The sequence below is a fragment of the Devosia riboflavina genome, assembly GCF_000743575.1.
GTDB lineage: Bacteria > Pseudomonadota > Alphaproteobacteria > Rhizobiales > Devosiaceae > Devosia > Devosia riboflavina.
Map to the genome: position 1 here is coordinate 416,649 of NZ_JQGC01000001.1, position 19,417 is coordinate 436,065.

Genomic DNA, 19,417 nt, shown 5'->3' on the forward strand with positions numbered 1-19,417 from the left:
AACTCAGCGGTTGTGGCAGGCGACCATCTGGCCACCTTCGCGGGCGGTCAGGGCGGGTTCGGTGGTCTTGCAGACGGCGGTGACGAGGGGGCAGCGCGTGTGGAACGGGCAGCCACTCGGCTTCTTCGTTGCGCTCGGGATGTCGTCATTGGTGGCGCTAAAACTGTGGCGCTTGCGCGGGTCGCGGGAGGGCGCCGAGCGCATCAGCAGTTCGGTATAGGGATGGCCCGGCTCGGCAAAGATACGCGTCTTGGGGGCGATCTCGACGATCTTGCCCAGATACATGACGGCGACGCGGTGCGAGATGAATTCGACCACGCCAAGATCGTGCGAAATCGACAGGTAGGAAACGCCGAGATCGCGCTGCAGGTCGCTGAGGAGATTGAGGATCTGCGCCTGCACCGACACGTCGAGCGCTGAAACCGGCTCGTCGCAGACGATGACGTCGGGGTTAAGCGCCAGGGCGCGGGCAATGCCGATACGCTGGCGCTGGCCGCCCGAGAATTGGTGGGCGAAATTGTCGGCCTGATCGGGACGGAGGCCGACGCGTTCCATGAGTTCTGCAACGCGCGTCTCGCGCTCGGCCGGGGTGCCGACCTTATGGATGTCGAGCGGGGCGCGAATAATGTCCTTCACGCGCTGGCGGGGATTGAGGGACGAGAAGGGATCCTGGAAGACAATCTGCATGCGTCGGCGATAGCTTTTCAGCGCCGCGCGATTGAAGCCGCGGATTTCCTGGCCGTCGAACTGCACGCGGCCACCGGTCGGCTTGACGAGGCCCATGAGGGCCAGGCCGGTGGTCGACTTGCCGCAGCCGCTCTCGCCCACAAGGCTCAGGGTTTCGCCGCGATTGAGCGAAAAGCTGACGCCATCGACGGCCTTGACCGCGCCGACCTGCCGCTGGAGCACGCCGGCACGGATGGGGAAGTGGACTTCGAGGTTCTCGACCGAGAGCAAGGGGGTGCGATCAGGCTGCATCGTCGTGCTCCCAGCAGGCGGCCCAGTGTCCGGGGCGTTTTTCTTCAAATGGCGGGCGCTCTTCGAGGCACCGAGCCGAGGCGCCCGGGCAACGCGGGGCAAAGGCGCAGCCCTTGGGCAGGTTCCAGAGCGGAGGAACGGTGCCCGGAATATCGGCGAGACGATCGCCGGCTTCGCTTGAGGCGCCAGCACCCGGAACCGCGCCCATCAGCCCGATCGTGTAGGGATGAAACGGGCGATCGAAGAGGTCGAAAATGCTCGCTTCCTCGACCTTGCGGCCCGCATACATGACGATGACGCGGTCGGCGACTTCCGAGACGACGCCGAGATCGTGGGTGATGAGGATCTGCGCGGTGCCGAGGCGCTTCTGCAGGTCGGAAATCAAGCCGAGGATCTGCGCCTGAATGGTCACGTCGAGCGCCGTGGTCGGCTCGTCGGCGATGATGATCTTGGGGTCGCAGGCGAGCGCCAAAGCGATCATGGCGCGCTGGCGCATACCGCCGGAAAGCTCATGCGGGAACTGGCTGGCGCGGCGCTCGGGATCGGGCATCTGCACGAGACGCAACACGTCGACGGCGCGGGCATCGGCCTCGCGGCGGCTGCACTTGCGGTGCTGGCGGACGGATTCGGCGATCTGTTCGCCGATGCGCAGCACCGGATTGAGCGCGGTGAGCGGCTCCTGAAAAATCATGGCGATCTTCTCACCGCGGAAATCTTCGACCTGCCGCTGATCCATGGCGAGGAAATCCTGGCCCTCGATCAGCACCTTGCCACCGGCAATGGTGGCAGCATCGGGCAGGAGCCGCAGGAGGGACAGGGCGGTCATGGATTTGCCGCAGCCGCTTTCCCCGACGATGCAGAGGGTCTCCCCTGCCCTGACCGAGAAATTCATGTCGGAGACGACGGCAAAAGCGCCATTCACGCCTCTGATCTCGATATCGAGACCGGAGACTTCCAGAACCGGGACATGGGTTGCTGTGTTCATTTCGCTCATTGCCGTCGTCTCCAATGCCGGGCTAGTGGGGCACGCCCGGCATGTTTGGGGTCGCTTTCGCGCGTCTTAGTCGGTGGAGCCTTCGAGGTTACCGACCATGAAACCGTAGTCGCCGCTGTGGACGAGATTGCGGGTGAGGTGCTGCATGATCATCACGCCATTGGCGAAGGGCGTCGGGATCTCTTCGAGCACTTCGAACGTGTAGGGGCTGACGACGCGACCAAGGAGCTGGCCGCCCTTGATGACTTCGCCATTGGCCGGAGCCAGCGGTTCGAGCCAGCCGCCCTGGGTCGGGCGGATGCCGGCCAGTTCGTTGACGACGATCTGCTTGGGATTGGTCCACGGATCGCCCGGAATGGCGCCGATGGTTTTCAGCATATTGAGCACGCCGTCGACCGTCTGCTTCACATAGGGGGTCTGGTCGACAATGCCGCCGCCGAGCTCGATCACGGCCACCGGGATATTGCGGGTGTCGATGGTCACCGACTTGGTGGTGCCGCCGAAGACGGTGCCCTGCTTGTTCTCGACCGGACGGTAGAGGAGTTTTGAGCCGAAGGCGCGCGACAGGCGCTCGTCGTTCCAGATGTAGACGTAGTCGACGGTCGGGCGATCGGTGCCCGAATGCAGGTCGATATGCACGTCGATGACATTGAGGAACTCATTGGTCATCGCGTGGGCGAGCTGCTGGGAATAGGTGCCCTTGGGATTGCCCGGAAACTGGCGATTGAGATCGACCTTGTCGATGGTAGCAAAGCGCTCGTTGACGGCGAAGGCATAGGGATTGGCGACCGGCAGCAAGAGGATGCGGCCCTTGAGGGGCTGGTCCTTTAGCGCGCGATAGAGATCGAGAATGGCCTGGGAGCCGGTGTTCTCGTTGCCGTGGATGGAGGCGGAAATGCCGATGGTGGGACCATCCTCTTCGCCGACCAGCTCATGGATGAACAGCACTGCATCGCTGCCATCGGCATGCGTCGTGAACTTGGGACGAAGCTGGTTGATGGATTTGACCATTCGAATATTCCTTTAGTTACTTTGCCTTGGCGGACTTGCCGCCGCCGCGAGAGAGCTGGCGGGGGTCGAGCACATCGCGCAGACCATCGCCGAGTAGATTGAAGCCGAGCACCGTCACCATGATGGTCGCGCCCGAGACGATGGAGAGCCACGGCGCGTCGCGCATGAAGCGGGTGCCATAGGCAAGGGTCCATCCCCAGGTCGGGGCCGGTGGCGGCAGACCGAAGCCGAGGAAGCTCAGGGCCGATTCCGAGATGATCGCCGTGCCGAGGCCAAGCGAGGCCAGCACGATGATCGGGCCCAAAGCGTTGGGCAGGATTTCCCGGAAGATGATGCGGGCAGGGCTGGCGCCGATGGCTTTGGCCGCCTGCACATAGTTCTGTTCGCGCAGCACCAGGGTCGTCGAGCGCACGACGCGGGCATATTCGGTCCAGGCGACGACAATGATCGCGAGCGACACGTTCATGATGCCCGGGCCGAGAACCGCGACAATGGCGAGGGCCAGGACGATGGCCGGGAAGCCGAGGAAGATATCGGTGATCCGCATCAGGACCTGATCGACCCAGCCGCCGAAATAGCCGGCGACGAGACCGACCACGGTGCCGATGGCAGCCGAGACCGTCACTGCGATGACGGCGATGGTGAGCGAGATGCGGGCGCCGAAGACGAGGCGGGACCAGAGGTCACGACCGAAATTGTCGGTGCCGAGGATGTGCTCCATGGTCGGGCCATCGAAGCGGTTGCGCATGTCCATCTGCTCGATGCCATGGGTCGCGACATAGGGCGCGAAAATGGCGAGGAGGATGATGGTCAGCGAGATCAGCGCGCCGACGACGAGCGACACATTGGTGAAGGCTTTAGGCAAACGCATGATCATCAACCCAACCGAATACGCGGGTCGACCGCTGCGTAGAGAAGATCCACCACCAGGTTCACGAGCGCGAAGACGATGGCGAAGGTGAGCACGATGCCCTGGATCAGCGGCAGGTCACGCTGCGAAATCGCGGCGATGGTGAGCTGTCCGAGGCCGGGCCAGGCGAAGATGGATTCGGTGAGCACGGCGCCACCAAGGAGGGCACCGAAGCGGAGGCCGATGACGCTGAGTACCGGCAGGAGTGCGTTTCGGAGGGCGTGGCGGATGACGACGCGCCCCTTGCGCAGGCCCTTGGCATAGGCGGTGCGGACAAAGTCTTCACGCAGCACTTCGAGCATGGAGACACGAACGAGGCGCGAGATGATGGCCGCCGAGTTTGCCGCGAGGGCCAGCGCCGGCAGGGCGATGTGGCCGATCGAATCCCAGAGAACCTGCGGACGGCCGGTGATGGCGGCAAGGAAAGCTTCGGGCAGCGGCACGCCGCGGCCGATGGCGGGGAGCCAGCCGAGCTGCACGGCAAAGAGCAGCATCAAAAGGAGGCCGAGCCAATAGACCGGCATGGAGACGCCAAGCTGGGCAAAGAGCATGGTGACCGTATCCACCCACGTACCCTGGCGGATCGCCGCGAGGACGCCGAGCGTCAGGCCGATGAGGGTCGCAAGGATCAGGGCGACGACGGCGAGTTCGATGGTCGCACCGAGGCGGCCGAGGATGATCTCGGAGACCGGCTGGTTCTGGAAGATCGAGCGGCCCATATCGCCCTGCAGCAGCGAGGCGAAGTAGTCCCAGAGGCGGATGTACCAGGGGTCATTCAGGCCCAGCGTATTGCGCAGGGTTTCGATCGCTTCTGGCGTCGCGTCCTGACCGAGGAGGACGGCGGCCGGATCGCCTGGGATAATGAGCAAGAGGCCGAAGGTGACCACCACCATGCCGATGGCCATGGGGATGAGCAGCAGGAGCCTGCGGATGACATAGGCTACCATTGGCTTTGCCTCTGCGGGACTGGATTACGCTCAGCCAAGGATCACCTCATCGAGCTTGCGGGGGTACTTGGTGAGGCTATCGGGCCCCTGTCCGGTGACGAGAACCGTGTCGGCAAGGCGGAAGCCGCCGAGGCCGGGCACGTAGAGAGCGGGTTCGGAGGAGCAGACCATGTTGGGGAGAAGCAGAGTGTCGTCGCCCCCTTCCACCCACGGCGGCTCGTGGAACATGACGCCCATGCCGTGGCCGACGCGATGGAGGCAGAATTCGCTGACGCCCTGCTCGCGGATGAAGCCGAGAGCTCGGTCGTCGGCGGAGGAACAGGTGGCGCCGGCAATCAGGCCCATCGTGCCGATGGCCTGGGCCTGCTGGGCCAGATTGTAGAAGCGTTCCTGCTCCTTGCTCGGCTCGCCCAGAATGAAGGTGCGCTCGCTTTCGGCGGCGCGCCCACCCACCCGGCAGCCGAGAGAAAGAATCATGCTTTCTCCGCGTTGCGGGCGGTGGCCGGTCGGCATTCCGTGAGGGAAAGCGGAACGCAGGCCGGAATAGACAAGCCCACCGGCAATGCCCTGGACGAGCATGATGTCCTCGTGCTCGCGATACATTGTATCGAGCGCATGACGGATGATGTGGGCCTCGATCTCGATTTCGGTCGGCATGGTTTTGCCGGTGCGGAGCGCCTCGTCGATGACGGCGACGCCGGCGGCAACCATGGAGTCGGAAATGCGCGCGGCTTCGCGCTGCAGCACCAGTTCTTCAGGGCGCTTGGTGAGGCGCATTTTGCCCACGATGCCGGAGGCGCGTACCTTGGCATTGGGGAAGGCCGCTTCGATCTGGCCGACGCGGGCGAGAGAGATGCCCGGTGAATGCGCGACGGTGCCCTTGATGTCGCCGACAGTGCGGGCGAGCACGGCAAAGGGCCGGTCGCGGCCGGGGAATTCGAAATAGACGACGAGTTCGGCTGCGGTCTTCTGGTCGAGCGCATGGTGGCGCTCAAGCTCGGGGATCAGCAGGTAGGCATCGGTTTGCGTCAGCGCGAAAACGACGGGACGCTCGGTGGTGTAGTGGGAAAAGCCGGTCGTGTAGATGACGTCGTCATTGGAATCGAGCAGCAGCACGTCGACGCCGTCTTCGGCCATGCGCGCACGAATGTCGCGATGTACGGATGCGTAATAGTCGGCGCTGAGGCGCTGGGAGAAGGCCATGGCGATGTCCTTGGAGTGGGGCCACAAGGCCGGCCGGCACCGAAGCGCCGGCCGGGATAGTCACGATCAGTCGGTGAAGCCGATCAGGCCGCGGAGATTGCCGCGCGGCGTGGCCTGCACTTCGACCGGCAGGTCCTTGGCGTAGAACAGCTGATAGCCCTGAGCCGAGATGATGTAGTAGGGCAGCTCTTCGGCCAGGATGGTTGCGGCCTTCTGATAGGCAGCGGCGCGGCCAGCCTGGTCGAGGGTCGAACGGCCCTCCTGGAGGAGCGCGTCGACTTCAGGGTTGGAATAGCCACCCCAGTTGGTCGGGCCACCCGTGGACAGCTGGGCGAACATCAGGCGATCGGGATCGACGATGTTGAGCCAGCCGAGGAGCGCGATCTGGTGCTTGCCCTGCTGCACGTAGTTGGTCGAGAAGGACGGCCAGTCGCTGATCTGGGCGGTTGCCTTGACGCCGGCGGCTTCAAACAGAGCCTGCAGGAACTCGACGCTCTGGACGCGGTTGGTGTCTTCGCTGTGGGTCGAGAGAACCACTTCGAGGTCCTTACCGTCCTTGTCGAGTACGCCGTCGGCATTGCTGTCGGTCCAGCCGAGTTCGTTGAACTGGGCAATGGCCGCTTCGATGTCGAAGGTCGGCTGCGCGATGGCATCCGAGAAGGCCCAGGACGATGGCAGGATGATCGAGTGTGCTTCCTGATCGACGCCCTGGTAGATGTCGTTCACGATGGTTGCCTGATCGACGAGCTTGGCGAAGGCCTGGCGCATCTTGGGATCAGACAGCAGCGGATCGTTGACGTTGAAGTTGAGGTAGTTCACGCCGAGACCGGCGGTGATGACATTGCCGAAGCGGTCATCGGCCTTGAGGCGTTCGATATCCTGCGGGGCCAGAGGAGACTGGATGACGTCGAGATCGCCAGCTTCGAAAGCCTGCGAACGGGCCGAGTTGTCGCCGATGATCTTGAGGGTGACGTTCTCGATCGTCGGCTTGCCGCGCCAGTAGTTTTCGTTGGCTGCGAGCACGATCTCGCTGCCGCGGTTCCACGAGACGAGCTTCATCGGGCCGGCGCCGACCGGGTTGAGCGCGATATCGGTGCCGCCTTCGACGAGGGCCTTCGGCACGATGCCGATATCGAGATAGGTGAGGAGCGGTGCATAGGGCGCAGAGAGCGTGAACTTCACGGTCTGCGGACCGACGGCTTCGACGGCCGAGATCGGCGCATAGAGTGCGCGGCTCGGGGCGTTGAAGTCGGGATTGACCAGCGTCGTATAGGTATAGACGACGTCATCGGCGGTCAGCGGGCTGCCATCCGAGAACTTCAGGTCCGGGCGGAGCTTGAAGATGAAGGTCTGCGGATCGGGCGTTTCCCAGCTTTCGGCCAGGTCCGGCACCGGTTCGAGGCTCGGGGTGATGTGAACGAGACCAGAATAGATCAGGTCAGCGGTGCGCGAGGCTGTCGTATCGCGCATCAGGCGCGGATCGAGCGTACCGGCATCCACGTCCATCCCCACGATGAGCGCGTTGCTGTCCTGTGCGAAAACGGTCTGCACCGGCATGAGGCTCAGCGCTATCAAGGCGCTGGTCGTCAACAAAAATTTCTTCATTCCCTGTTCCCTTGCTGTGACTAATTAAGCGGATAGTCGGCCCGCTAGCTGACCACCCTTGGCGCGCCTGAGATCGGCGAGCCGCGGAGCCAGAATGGTGTCGAGAGCGCCGGTATCGGGCGCGTGGCGATATTCGAAACACTGCACGCCGGGCCGCACGAGCTGGGCCACGTGATCAGCGCCGGAAGCGTAGACGACGGCGTCCGACCCCTCGATCACCTCCGCCAGATCGGGCGCGGAGGACCAGGTGACGCGGATGTCGGAAATGTGCGGCGCGAACTCGCGCACGCTGGGGCGCATGATCGCGATATATTCCTTGAAGTGAGTGATGGCGGCGACGCGGGCGCGGGAGTCGAGGCCCGCAAGGTTCTGCCGCGTGCGCTGCGAAGGGATGAAGCGCAGACCGAGCACTTCGCCGCCTTCGACGAGGGAGCGCACTTCCGCTTCCCTGTGGCTGAAGGTCAGCACGATATCGGCGGCGGCACAGGCCCGGCGCTGCGGACCATCGGCGCGGATGCTGTCGAGCGTGACGAGTTCGATCTGGTCATTGCTGGCAAGCGCGGGGCGGATTTCCTCGACATAGTCGCGGCCCGGACCTTCGAAGATGCAGACAAAGACGATGTTGAGCCCGGTGGCCGGGCGGCGCATCTGCGCGCCGGCATTGATCATCGACACCAGCGCCATGGACGAGACGCCAAGCGCCTCGGCCTTGGAGAGGATGGCCTCGATATCGGCACGGAGGGCATTGATCGGCTGCCCTGAGGCGGCGAGCGCCAACGGGTCGCGCGCCGTGAAGGCACCAAGGCCCGCGCGCATCTCGATCAGGCCTTCATCGCGGAGTTGCTGATAAACCTGACTGACGGTCATCGGGGCGATGCCGAGCTCGCTCGCGAGCTGCCGGACCGATTGCAGCTTGGTGCCATAGGGCATGTCGCTGAAGGCCAGCACGTAGCTCAAGAGCCCATGCAATTGCGTCCCGACCGGGACGGGAAGCGACTTGTCGATGCTGGACGCGTCTATCGTGAACATGTGTTCTACCACGTTGATACACTGACCGTAACCACGAGTTCCCGACACCGCAATAGGGTCTGCAATTTTTTTGCACACCGTTTGATTTCGCTGCACGAATGTGCACAAATGCATGAAATCAGGCGAATTTTACCGGCTTTTGCGCTGGGCTATCGCCGTTTGCCGGTCGTTTTCTGCGTCTTGAGGTGTACTAATGGAATATACCAACCTGGGCCGGACGGGCCTGAAAGTGTCGCAGCTGGCGCTCGGCTGCATGACCTTCGGCTCGCCAACCTGGGCCCCATGGGTGCTGGATGAAGCGGCCTCGCGGCCGATCATCGACAAGGCCGTGGACCACGGGATCAACTTCTTCGATCTGGCGGACATGTATTCGGCCGGTGCAAGCGAAGAGGTGGTCGGCAAGGTGCTGTCCGCGCGGAAGCGGCAGAACCTTGTGCTGGCGACAAAGCTCTACAATCCGATGAGCGGCGACCCCAACGATCGGGGCCTGTCGCGCAAGCACATCTTTGAGGCCGTGGACGGCAGCCTGAAGCGGTTGGGTACCGACTATATCGACCTCTACCAGCTGCATCGCTTCGACTATGGCACCCCGCTCGAAGAGACGCTGGATGCACTCAATGACGTCGTTCGCGCCGGCAAGGTGCGCTATCTCGGCGCCTCCTCCATGCACGCCTGGCAGTTCATGAAGGCGCTCGGCATGCAGCGCGCCAATGGCTGGGCGCCCTTTGTGTCCATGCAGCCGCACTACAACCTGATCTATCGCGAGGAAGAGCGCGAAATGCTGCCGCTCTGCCGCTCGGAAGGTATTGGCGTCATCCCCTGGAGCCCCCTCGCCCGCGGGCGTCTGGCGGCCCGCACCGACGCCGATACGACGCGTTCGCAGACCGACAAGACCGCCTCGGCGCTTTATGATCGGTCGCGTGAACAGGACGATGCCGTTGTTGCTGCCGTGCGCACCGTGGCCGAGCGCCATGGCCGGCCGCCGGCCCAGATCGCCTATGCCTGGGTCGCCACAAGGCCGGGGATCACCGCGCCTATCGTCGGCATTTCCAAGCTCCATCAGTTCGATGATGCCGTCGCTGCGCTTGAGGTGAAGCTCAGCGACGAGGATGTGGCGCTGATGGAAGCCCCCTACTATCCCAAGCCGGTTGCCGGCCACCAATAGGAGTTTTGGCCATGCTGATTGGCAATGAACTGGCGGGCCTGACGGCCGGCATCGACGCGCTCTATCGCAGCACGCCGCGCAGCGACGGCTTTTTGGACAAGGAAGGCCTGATCCCAGTCGCCATGGCCGAAGTCGAGCCGATCAAGCTGCGCGACTATGCCGAGGCTCGGGAAAAGCTCGAAGCGCTGGCGGTGCGGAATGCCGGCGAGGCGGAAACGCAGTTGCGTGGTGGCTATGTCGCCGAGATGATCGACTCGCTCCTGGCGCTGGTGACGACGTTTGAGGAAAAGCCGATCAGCTTTGCTGACCGCGTGGCCCGGCAGATCCGGGTTGAGACGCAGCTCGTGCCGGACAGTGAGCTGGAAGGCTATCGCCAGACTATCCGCGAAAAGCTCGATGAGCTTGGCTATGCGGGCGGCAGCCTCAGCGAGGATTTCAACCGCTGGGAAGCACAGGCGCGCGTGCCGAGGGAAGCCGTTCTGGCTGAACTGAAGGCGCTGATCCTGGAGGGTCGAGAACGCGTGACGGCAAGCATGTATCCCTTCTCGCATGAATGGATGGAGCCTGCAGGTGTCACGGCCGTGCCCTTCTCGGCCTATTGCGACTACCCAACGCGAAAAGTGCTGCTGAACCTCGATTTCCCGTACACTCGGTTTTCGCTGAAGCATCTGGCGACGCACGAAGTGTTCCCGGGGCATCTGGTGCACATGAACCTGCGCGAGCGCTATGTCCTCGAGGGCAAGATGCCGCTTGACGGGGCGCAGGTGGTAACGAGTTCGGCGAGCAGCGCGCTTTTCGAAGGCATTGCCGACAATGGCATGTTCTTCCTCGATTGGGTCAATGGGCCCGAGGACGAACTGGGCGTGGCGCTGCAGCGTCTGCGGAGCGCCATGCGCTGCAATGCGGCCTGGATGATGCACGCGCAAGGGATGAGCCTTGATGAGATCGTGCCGATCATGGCCGACAAGGCGCTGCAGGACCCGGTGACAGTGCGCTCGCGGCTCGCCTTCCTCAGCCACAACCTCAGGGCACCGTTCGTCTACGCCTATTACGGCGGCGACATGGCCGTACACGAGGTGTGGAAGACTGTCGCGCCGGAAGAGCGCAAGGACTTCTGGAGCTTCCTCTACGACAACATGCACACGTCGACGACGCTCAAGAAATACTGGAAGGCCTGATCGGCTGACTGCAAAAGGAAAGGCCGGCGAGAGCGATCTCGCCGGCCTTTTATTTCGGGTGCCTGGAAGCGCCTATTCTTCCGTCTGGCCGGTGAGGCTGAGGAGAAGCTGGAAGATGTTGATGAAGCTCAGGTAGAGCGACAGCGCGCCCATGACGGCGAGCTTCTGGTTGGCTTCAGCGCCGTTGTTTTCGGCAAACTGCTCTTTGATGGACTGGGTATCCCAGGCGGTGAGGCCGAGGAAAACGAGGATGCCGACCACCGAAACGATGAACTGCAGCATGCTCGAGCCGAGGAAGATGTTGACGATCGAGGCGATGACGACGCCGACGAGGCCCATGATCAGGAACGAGCCGAACTTGGTCAGGTCGGTCTTGGTCGTATAGCCGTAAAGGCTCATCGCGCCGAACATGGCGGCCGAGATGAAGAAGGTGCGGGCGATGCTGGCGCCGGTGAACACCAGGAAGATCGAGGCCATGGAGAGGCCCATGACGGCGCAAAAAGCCCAGAACATGGTCTGTGCGGCGCCGGCCGAGATCGAATTGACCTTGAACGAAAAAAACATCACGAAGGCGAGCGGGGCGAACATCACCACCCATTTGAGCGGCGAGCCGAAGATCGGCACATAGAGCGCCGGGGTCGAGCCGACGAAGAAGGCGACGAGGCCGGTAATGACGAGACCAAGGCCCATATAATTGTAGACGCGCAGCATGTGCTTGCGCAGGCCCTCGTCAAAGGCGGCACCGGACATGGTGGATGCCGGATTGCTCCAGCGCGTTTGTGGCTGCAAAGCCATCGTCAGTCTCCGTCAGTATAAGGAATCGAAAAGGGAGCCGGCGGCGCGGGACACCTCGCCGGGCGGAGCGCTCGCAACGAGCGCATAGGCAATGTCGCCGAACTGCCAATAGGCCGTGGTCGTATCGTCGACATGGCGCGTGGAGGGACGCTCCACGATGAACTGGCCCGGCCGCGCCGCAAAGAGCGAGACGGCACCGAGTTCGCCGGCATTGACGGCAAGCTCGACACTGGGGCCGAAATGGGAGGGATAGACCTGCACATCGGTCACCGACCAGCCGGCCGGCAGCTTTGGCATGCGGATGGCCGTCTCGGCGAGGAGTTCGGCCGGGTCATAATCGGTAACGCGCGGCTGCGAATGCATGCCGGCGCGGAGGGTCGTGATGTGGTGGGCTTCGACGGCGGCGGTGACATATTCCGGCACGGCGCTGGAGGCCTGGGCCGGCACGGTGCCGCCAAGCTGCGCATGAGCGATCCAGCCCGCGCTGAGGAGGAAGGACGCGGCCGCAAGGGGACGCAGGCGACGGAAGAACTGGCCGCGGTGGAGGCGACCTTCGAGGCGACGGGCCATTTCGCTGGTCGCCGGCATGGGCGGGACTTCGTCGCCGGCAAGGGCCAGGCGCAGTTCATCGCGCATGCGCAGGTCCGTCATGACCTGGGCCGCCACATCGGGGTTCTGGGAGAGCCAGTGCTCGATTTCGATACGGCGCGAGACGTCGAGCTGGTCGTCGACATAGGCCGCAAGTTCCAGGGGGTCTACGGTTTCAATGTTCCGCATCATTCGCCTCCTTTGATCAGTCTCAGGGCCGGGCCGCTTTCCCAGCGCCGCAGGGCCTCTCTTCCGCGCGAAATGCGCGACATCACCGTGCCGGCGGGGACACCGAGCACTGCGGCGGCCTCCTCGTAGCTGAGGCCTTCGATGGTCACCAGATGCATGGCCTCGCGCTGCTCGTCGGGCAGCGTATCGAAGGCGCGGCGCACCTGATTGAGCCTCACGCTATCGAGCTGGTTGGGCGGCAGGGTTTCGGCGGTCTGGGCGGCAAAATCGCGGTCGCGGGCTGCCGAACTCTTGCCGGAGCGGACGCGGTCGATGTGCAGGTTGTGGAGGATGGACATCAGCCAACCGCGGAGGTTGCCCGCGGGATTGTAGGTGACGCTGCGTTCCATCGCCCGCACCAGCGCGTCATGCACGAGATCCTCGGCATCGGTCGGATGCCGCGTCAGGCTCAGCGCATAGCGGCGCAGAGCCGGAAGCTCGTTCATGACCTCGGATTTGCGGGGCTTTGGCGGGACCATGCGCTATATACGGACAAAACCGCTGGGCTCTTCCATCGTGGAAGAGAAAAACTTACGCCGAAACCAATTGGGCTTCGGGCGCGGGTTCGCGGACGCCGGGCTCGAAGAGGTCGAGGAGCTGGCCCGCATAGAGATCGAGATCGATCGTCGCGTCATGGGCCCATTGAAGGAGGCCGCTTTCGAGGGCGCCTGATATGGCCGTGGCGACGACGCCGGCATCGAAAGGCTTGAAGGCGCCGCGGTCCTGCCCGGCCGTCAGGGTGCCGACGAGCCAGTCCTTCTGTTCGCGCCAGATGGCGAGGTGGTCGGAGACTTCCGAGCCCCCGGCCCGCGTGGATGCGAGATGGCGCAGGGCCAGCACTTCGGCGCGGTGCTTTCGGACATAGCGCAGGTGGCCGGTGACGAAGGCGGCGACGCGCTGCCATTCGTCGTCGAGAGTTTCGGCATCTTCGACGACGGCGTCCACCATGCGCTCTCGCACGCTTGCAAGGACAGCGTCGAAAAGGCCGTCCTTGCTGCCGAAATAGTAGCAGATGATGCCCTTGGCGACTTTCGCCTCGGACGCCACCTGCGAGAGCGAGGTGCCAACGACGCCGTTCCGCACCAGAACGGCGATCGTGCAATTGATGATGTGCCTGCGTCGCTGTGCTTCGAGGGACTTCATCTTTTGCACGCCTCGCTCAGGCGACTTTTGAGATGTCTGGAACGGCGTCCAGAAGCATTCTCGTATAGTCGGCCTGCGGACTGTCGAAGATCGCGTCGGTTGGTCCACGTTCCACGAGCACGCCATTGTGCAAGACGCCGACGGAGGTCGACATCTGGCGCACGACGGCGAGGTTGTGGCTGATGAGGAGATAGGTCAGCCCGAATTCGGACTGCAATTCGCTCATCAGGTCCAGCACCTGCGCCTGCACTGACACGTCGAGGGCCGAGGTCGGCTCGTCGCAGACGATGAACTCGGGCTGGCTCGAAAGGGCCCGGGCGATGGCGATGCGCTGACGCTGGCCGCCGGAGAATTCATGCGGGAATTTGCGCATGACGGAGGGATCGAGACGGACCTTGTTGAGGAGTTCGGCTACGCGGTGCTCGACTTCGGTCTTGTTGCGGGCAAGGCCAAGCGTGCGCATGGGTTCGGCGATGATATCTTTCACCCGCCAGCGCGGATTGAGGCTGGCATAGGGATCTTGAAAGATCATCTGCACACGCTTGCGGCGCTCCTTATGTCCGGCGCCACCGGCCCAGATGTCGTGGCCATCGACCGTAATATGGCCCGAGGACGGACGCACGAGGCCCACAATCATTTTCGCGCAGGTCGATTTGCCCGAACCGCTTTCGCCCACGAGCCCAAAAGTCTGGCCCTTTGGGATCGAGAAGCTGACATCGCTGACCGCCCGGAACATTTCGACCTTGCCTGGGATGAGCTTGGTAAAACTGCCGCGGCCGAGTTCGAAATCGCGAACGAGGTTTTTCACCTGCACATAGGCGCTGTCGTCATTGGCCGGTGTCGCCGCGGCGATCTGGCCTTCCTTGCGCTCGATGGTCGGGATCGAGTCGATGAGTTTGACCGTATAGGGCTCGCGTGGACGGCGGATGATGTCGCCCACGGTGCCGGTCTCGACCACCTTGCCGTGATGCATCACCACGAGCCGATCGGCCGTCTGGGCGATGACACCCATGTCGTGGGTGATGAGCATGACGGCGGCGCCATGATTGGTGCAGAGCTTTTTCAGCACCTTGATGATCTGGGCCTGCACCGAGACGTCGAGTGCCGAGGTCGGTTCGTCGGCGATGATCAGTTCGGGCTCGGCGGCGATGGCGAGTGCAATGACCACGCGCTGCCGCATGCCGCCCGAGAACTGGTGCGGATAGGAGTCGATGCGCTCGGCGGCCTTGGGAATGCCCGCCTCGGTGAGGAGGTCGATGGCCTTCTGTCTCGCTTCCGCTTCGTTGAGCGGCAGGTGGGCCCGGATGGTTTCGACGAGCTGTCGGCCAACCGTGTAGAGCGGATTGAGGCTCGTCAGCGGGTCCTGGAACACCATGCCGATACGCTTGCCGCGCAGTTTTGCTTTTTCGGGTTCGCTTAGATTGTCGATGCGCTCGCCCTTGAGGCGGATTTCGCCGCTCGATATGCGGCCGGGCCGCTCGATGAGGCCGATGACGGCTGACCCCGTCATCGACTTACCGGCGCCCGATTCCCCAACGACGCCGACGACTTCGCCGGGCATGATGTCGAAAGAGACACCATTCACCGCGCGAAAAACTTCGTCGTGGAACGGAAAATCGACGACGAGATCTCTAATGGACAGAACAGGTGTGGTCATCAGCGCAACTTCGGATTGAGGGCGTCGCGCAGCCAGTCACCCAGAAGGTTGACCGAGAGCGCCAAGAGCACCAGCGTGATGGCGGGGAAGAGCAGGATCCACCACTCTCCGGAGAACAGGAACTGCTGGCCGATACGGATCAGCGTTCCCAATGACGGCTGGGTCGGGGGTACGCCGACGCCGAGATAGGAGAGCGTTGCTTCCTCGATGATGGCGAGCGCAAGGCCAATGGTGCCGATGACCAGCACCGGACCGACGACATTGGGAAGGACATGGCGAAGGAGGATGATGAACGGATTGACACCCAAAATGCGCGCCGCCGCCACATAATCCTTCTGCCGCTCGACCATGGTTGCACCGCGCACTGTGCGGGCGAACTGCGCCCAATTGGCAAGGCCGATGGCGATGATGAGCACCCAGATGGCCGCGCCTTCCTGCTGGTTGGGCGGAATGATGCCGCGGGCAACGCCGAAGATGAGGAGGGCAATGAGGATGGCGGGGAACGAGAGCTGCACGTCGGCGACGCGCATGATGACGGCGTCCCAGAGGCCGCCGACATAGCCGGCGACGAGGCCGAGGCCGACACCCATGACCATGGCGAAGAGCGTCGCCATGGCGCCAACGAAGAGCGAGACGCGCGAGCCATACATGATCGTCGAGAGCACGTCGCGGCCCTGGCTGTCGGTCCCGAGGGTGAAGTAGCGCCCGCCCATGGAACTGGAATTGGGCGGCGTGAAGCCGTCCATGAGATTGAGGGTTGCCGGATTGAACGGATTGTAGGGCGCCAAAAGCGGCGCGAAGACCGCCATGAAGATCAGGAGGAACGCCACGATGGAAGCGACCACCGTGACCGGCGAACGGCGATAGGACCAGACGATGTCCGAGCGAAGGAAGGTTTTCCAGCGCGAGGTTTTTGGAGGGGACTGGGGCAGATCGGTCACGATGCTACCTCCCGGATTTGGCGCCGTCGCGCAGGCGCGGATCGACGATGAAATAGAGGATGTCGACGATGAGGTTGATGATGACAAAAACCAGCGCGACGAAGACGAGGTAGGCGGCCATGACGGGCACATCGACCGCAGCCACCGAATTGACGAAGAGCGAACCGACGCCCGGCCACTGGAACACCGTCTCGGTGATGATGGCGAAGGCGATGACCGAGCCCAGCTGCAGGCCGGTAATGGTGATCACCGGCACCATGGTGTTTTTCAGCGCATGGCCGAAATTGATGGCGCGCGAGCTGAGGCCACGGGCCCTGGCGAAGCGGATATAGTCGGTGCGGAGCACTTCCATCATTTCCGCGCGCACGAGGCGCATGATCAGCGTCAACTGGAAGAGCGACAGCGTGATCGCCGGCAGGATCAGTGAGCGCAGGCCCGACTGGGTGAGCAGACCCGTGCGCCACCAGCCGATCTGGATGACCTCGCCGCGCCCGAAGGACGGCAGCCACTTCAACTCGACGGCAAAGACATAGATGAGCCCGATGCCGATGAGGAAGGTGGGCAGCGATACGCCGATCAGCGACAGGGTCATGATGACGCCGGTCGAAAAGGCGCGCTGCTTGAGTGCGGTATAGACGCCGAGGAAGACGCCGAAGACGAGCGCAATGATCGAGGAGGCGACGGCAAGCTCGATGGTTGCCGGCAGGCGTTCGAGGATCAACTGGCTGACAGGCTGCTGCAGGCGATAGGACACGCCGAACTGGCCCTGCAGGGCGTTGACCACGAAGTGGTAGAACTGGACGTAGAAGGGCTGGTTGAGCCCGAGGCGTTCGCGCGCCTCTTCGTAGTCGGCCATGGTCGCGTCCTGGCTGAGCAGGTTCGCCAGCGGGTCACCGACATAGCGGAAGACGAGGAAGGCAATAAACGCCACGACAAGCATGACGATGACGGACTGCATGAGCCGTCGGGCGATAAAGGCAAGCATGGGCGCCCCTTAAAAGGCGGACCGCCGCTAGAGCATAAAAACTCCACGCGGCGGCCCGGGATTTCAGCGCTTTACTCGAAGGTGACCGTGGTCATGTTCGGCTGGTTTTCCGGCTGAACCGGCAGCGTCACGCCGGAACGCATCGCATAGGCCAGCACCTGGTTGTGCACCGGCAGCAGGACGCGGTCGGCCTTAACGGTGGCCCAGATGTCAGCGACACTCGCGTCACGCTTGGCCTGGTCGCTCTCGGTGCCGAGCGAGATGATTTTCTCGTCGAGCTCGGGATTGGTATAGAGGCCGACATTGTAGGTGCCGTGTGTTTCGGTCTTGGTGTGCACGAGGTCGTTGAACACATAGGCGCTGTCGAAGGTCGGAACGCCCCAACCGAGCAGGTAGAAGTCGGACTCGTTGGCGAGGATGATCGGCGAGTGTTCGGCGACCGGACGCGAGGCCAGGGTCACCTGGATGCCGATCTGGCCGAGCATGCCGACATAGGCGGTCGAGATCGCTTCGTCGTTGACGTAACGATTGTTCGGCGTGTCGAGGGTGACGGTGAAACCATCGGCATAGCCGGCTTCGGCCATCAGTTCCTTGGCACGTTCCACGTTCGGCGCGGGATAGGCGTCGAGTTCTTCGGTCCAGCCAGCCACGAATGGCGGGTTCGGGATACCGGTCGGGATCGACTGGCCGCGCATCACCACCTTCTGGATGGCGTCGCGATCGAGCACCAGTTCCATGGCCTCGCGCACCAGCGGATTGTTGAACGGGTTGCTATCGGTGATGTTGGACGACTTCAGCGGCGCATCGCCGAACTTGTAGCCGAAATAGATGAAGCGGTTTTCGGGGCCCGTTTCGACCTTGAAGCCTTCGGTCGAGGAGAGACGCTCGATATCCTGCGGCGGCACGTCCTGCACGATGTCGACTTCACCCGAGAGTAGAGCCGAGATGCGGGTCTGCGCATCGGCAATGGTCAGGTACTCGACGCCGGTCACGGCCGGGGCTTCGCCCCACCATTCCGGGTTGGACGCGAGGACGGTCTTTACGTCGACTTCACGCGACACCAGCGTATAGGGGCCGGTGCCATTGGTGTTGAGCACGGCATGGTTGGTGGCGCCGCTGGCGAAATCCTGGACGACGGCGAGATCGTTCTCGTCGGCCCAGGTCTTGTCCATGATGAAAGTGTTGGTGAGGTTGTTCGGGTAGATGAGCGAGGGGCCGGCCATCTGGAACTCGACGGTATAGTCGTCGACCGCAGTCACGCCTTCCACCACGGAATGCAGCTGCTTCATGTTCGAGAATTCGCTCTTGGCGCGGGTGATGGAGTAGACCACGTCCTCGGCGGTGAAGTCGGCGCCGTTGTGGAATTTGACGCCTTCGCGCAGCTTGAACACCCAGACGGTGTCGTCGCCTTCCTTAAGTGCCCATTCGGTGGCGAGGCGTGGCGTCAGGATGCCGGCATTGTCGCGGCCGACCAGCGTCTCATAGATGTGGTGGGCCAGCGTGTGCGTATTGCCCTGGTTCTGCGAATGCGGGTCCAGCGTGAGCGCATCCGATGAGCGGGCCCAGCGGATGGTCTCGGCATTGGCCACACCGGCGAGCATGGTCGAAGCGACAAGCGCCACGGCAATGCGAGTCAGTGAAGTGTGCATTAGCGTTCTCTCCGTTCCTGAATATACGCCTTCTCGAAATAGATGTTTGGAAGGCTTGGAGCATACGAAAGCCCAATTTTATCAGGAGCGCAATTGCACAAACCGCAGCGCAATAGTCACAACCGCACCACAAAGCTGTTATAAACACTGCACCGAACGCACTTTATGAAATCAGTTCGGCAATTTACCGAAAGAATTCTTCAAAAATACATGACGTGCTGTTTTGCACGTCATGTATACGGATGGAAGATGGGATTTCTTCCATGCCCGCATAAAAATTCGCGCGACCGCTGGAATAGCTCCCCGGAGGCGGGCGGAAGCCATCGCGCCGTTGCCCTGCCCATTTCCCGAATATCCCGCTGTTGGCTCTGGCTTTTCTCCTGTGCTTGCCGCTAACTTTGCAGCGCCGGG

18 protein-coding genes are annotated in these 19,417 nt (G+C 62.9%); 2 read left to right on the top strand and 16 right to left on the bottom strand.

Annotated elements, in window-relative coordinates; genetic code table 11:
• Nucleotides 1-3 precede the first annotated feature (3 nt).
• From JP75_RS01775 to JP75_RS01810, 8 genes are all read right to left on the bottom strand, one after another.
• Nucleotides 4-978 (bottom strand): ABC transporter ATP-binding protein, encoded by a 975-nt coding sequence (locus tag JP75_RS01775; protein ID WP_035078186.1) that lies wholly within the window; start codon nucleotides 976-978, stop codon nucleotides 4-6.
• Nucleotides 968-1,972, bottom strand: coding sequence for an ABC transporter ATP-binding protein (locus JP75_RS01780; RefSeq protein WP_425277247.1), 1,005 nt, complete (start codon nucleotides 1,970-1,972; stop codon nucleotides 968-970). Before JP75_RS01780 ends, JP75_RS01775 begins: the two co-directional genes overlap by 11 nt.
• A 66-nt stretch (nucleotides 1,973-2,038) precedes the next feature.
• Nucleotides 2,039-2,983: a succinylglutamate desuccinylase/aspartoacylase family protein gene (locus JP75_RS01785; RefSeq protein ID WP_035078189.1), complete on the bottom strand. Its 945-nt coding sequence runs from the start codon at nucleotides 2,981-2,983 to the stop codon at nucleotides 2,039-2,041.
• A gap of 16 nt (nucleotides 2,984-2,999) precedes the next feature.
• Nucleotides 3,000-3,854, bottom strand: a complete 855-nt coding sequence (locus JP75_RS01790; RefSeq protein ID WP_035078564.1) for an ABC transporter permease — start codon at nucleotides 3,852-3,854, stop codon at nucleotides 3,000-3,002.
• A 5-nt stretch (nucleotides 3,855-3,859) separates the two neighbouring features.
• The gene (locus JP75_RS01795) at nucleotides 3,860-4,840 is read right to left on the bottom strand and encodes an ABC transporter permease (protein ID WP_035078192.1); all 981 of its coding nucleotides are present in this window, start codon (nucleotides 4,838-4,840) and stop codon (nucleotides 3,860-3,862) included.
• A gap of 30 nt (nucleotides 4,841-4,870) precedes the next feature.
• Nucleotides 4,871-6,043: a M24 family metallopeptidase gene (locus tag JP75_RS01800; protein WP_035078198.1), complete on the bottom strand. Its 1,173-nt coding sequence runs from the start codon at nucleotides 6,041-6,043 to the stop codon at nucleotides 4,871-4,873.
• Nucleotides 6,044-6,109: 66 nt separating this feature from the next.
• Entirely contained in the window at nucleotides 6,110-7,648 is a 1,539-nt protein-coding gene (locus JP75_RS01805) for an ABC transporter substrate-binding protein (protein WP_035078201.1), read from the bottom strand.
• A gap of 24 nt (nucleotides 7,649-7,672) precedes the next feature.
• The gene (locus JP75_RS01810; RefSeq protein WP_035078205.1) at nucleotides 7,673-8,677 is read right to left on the bottom strand and encodes a GntR family transcriptional regulator; all 1,005 of its coding nucleotides are present in this window, start codon (nucleotides 8,675-8,677) and stop codon (nucleotides 7,673-7,675) included.
• 193 nt (nucleotides 8,678-8,870) lie between these two features.
• On the opposite strand from JP75_RS01810, the gene JP75_RS01815 reads away from it, so the two are divergent.
• Both JP75_RS01815 and JP75_RS01820 read left to right on the top strand, forming a co-directional pair.
• Complete coding sequence (locus tag JP75_RS01815) at nucleotides 8,871-9,842, top strand: aldo/keto reductase (protein ID WP_035078212.1); 972 nt, start codon at nucleotides 8,871-8,873, stop codon at nucleotides 9,840-9,842.
• An 11-nt stretch (nucleotides 9,843-9,853) separates the two neighbouring features.
• Entirely contained in the window at nucleotides 9,854-11,020 is a 1,167-nt protein-coding gene (locus JP75_RS01820) for a hypothetical protein (RefSeq protein ID WP_035078215.1), read from the top strand.
• A 72-nt stretch (nucleotides 11,021-11,092) separates the two neighbouring features.
• Here JP75_RS01820 and JP75_RS01825 read toward each other — a convergent pair whose 3' ends face one another.
• From JP75_RS01825 to JP75_RS01860, 8 genes are all read right to left on the bottom strand, one after another.
• Nucleotides 11,093-11,815: a Bax inhibitor-1/YccA family protein gene (locus tag JP75_RS01825; protein WP_035078218.1), complete on the bottom strand. Its 723-nt coding sequence runs from the start codon at nucleotides 11,813-11,815 to the stop codon at nucleotides 11,093-11,095.
• 12 nt (nucleotides 11,816-11,827) lie between these two features.
• The gene (locus JP75_RS01830; protein WP_341872258.1) at nucleotides 11,828-12,592 is read right to left on the bottom strand and encodes an anti-sigma factor family protein; all 765 of its coding nucleotides are present in this window, start codon (nucleotides 12,590-12,592) and stop codon (nucleotides 11,828-11,830) included.
• Complete coding sequence (locus JP75_RS01835; RefSeq protein WP_035078222.1) at nucleotides 12,592-13,110, bottom strand: sigma-70 family RNA polymerase sigma factor; 519 nt, start codon at nucleotides 13,108-13,110, stop codon at nucleotides 12,592-12,594. The genes JP75_RS01830 and JP75_RS01835 overlap by 1 nt, the downstream gene beginning before the upstream one ends.
• Before the next feature lie 52 nt (nucleotides 13,111-13,162).
• Nucleotides 13,163-13,774: a TetR/AcrR family transcriptional regulator gene (locus JP75_RS01840; protein ID WP_035078226.1), complete on the bottom strand. Its 612-nt coding sequence runs from the start codon at nucleotides 13,772-13,774 to the stop codon at nucleotides 13,163-13,165.
• A gap of 16 nt (nucleotides 13,775-13,790) precedes the next feature.
• Nucleotides 13,791-15,431 (bottom strand): ABC transporter ATP-binding protein, encoded by a 1,641-nt coding sequence (locus JP75_RS01845; RefSeq protein ID WP_035078229.1) that lies wholly within the window; start codon nucleotides 15,429-15,431, stop codon nucleotides 13,791-13,793.
• Complete coding sequence (locus JP75_RS01850) at nucleotides 15,431-16,372, bottom strand: ABC transporter permease (RefSeq protein ID WP_035078232.1); 942 nt, start codon at nucleotides 16,370-16,372, stop codon at nucleotides 15,431-15,433. The genes JP75_RS01845 and JP75_RS01850 overlap by 1 nt, the downstream gene beginning before the upstream one ends.
• Nucleotides 16,373-16,376: 4 nt before the next feature.
• Nucleotides 16,377-17,357: an ABC transporter permease gene (locus tag JP75_RS01855; RefSeq protein WP_035078235.1), complete on the bottom strand. Its 981-nt coding sequence runs from the start codon at nucleotides 17,355-17,357 to the stop codon at nucleotides 16,377-16,379.
• Nucleotides 17,358-17,428: 71 nt separating this feature from the next.
• Entirely contained in the window at nucleotides 17,429-19,006 is a 1,578-nt protein-coding gene (locus tag JP75_RS01860; protein WP_035078237.1) for an ABC transporter substrate-binding protein, read from the bottom strand.
• Nucleotides 19,007-19,417 lie beyond the last annotated feature (411 nt).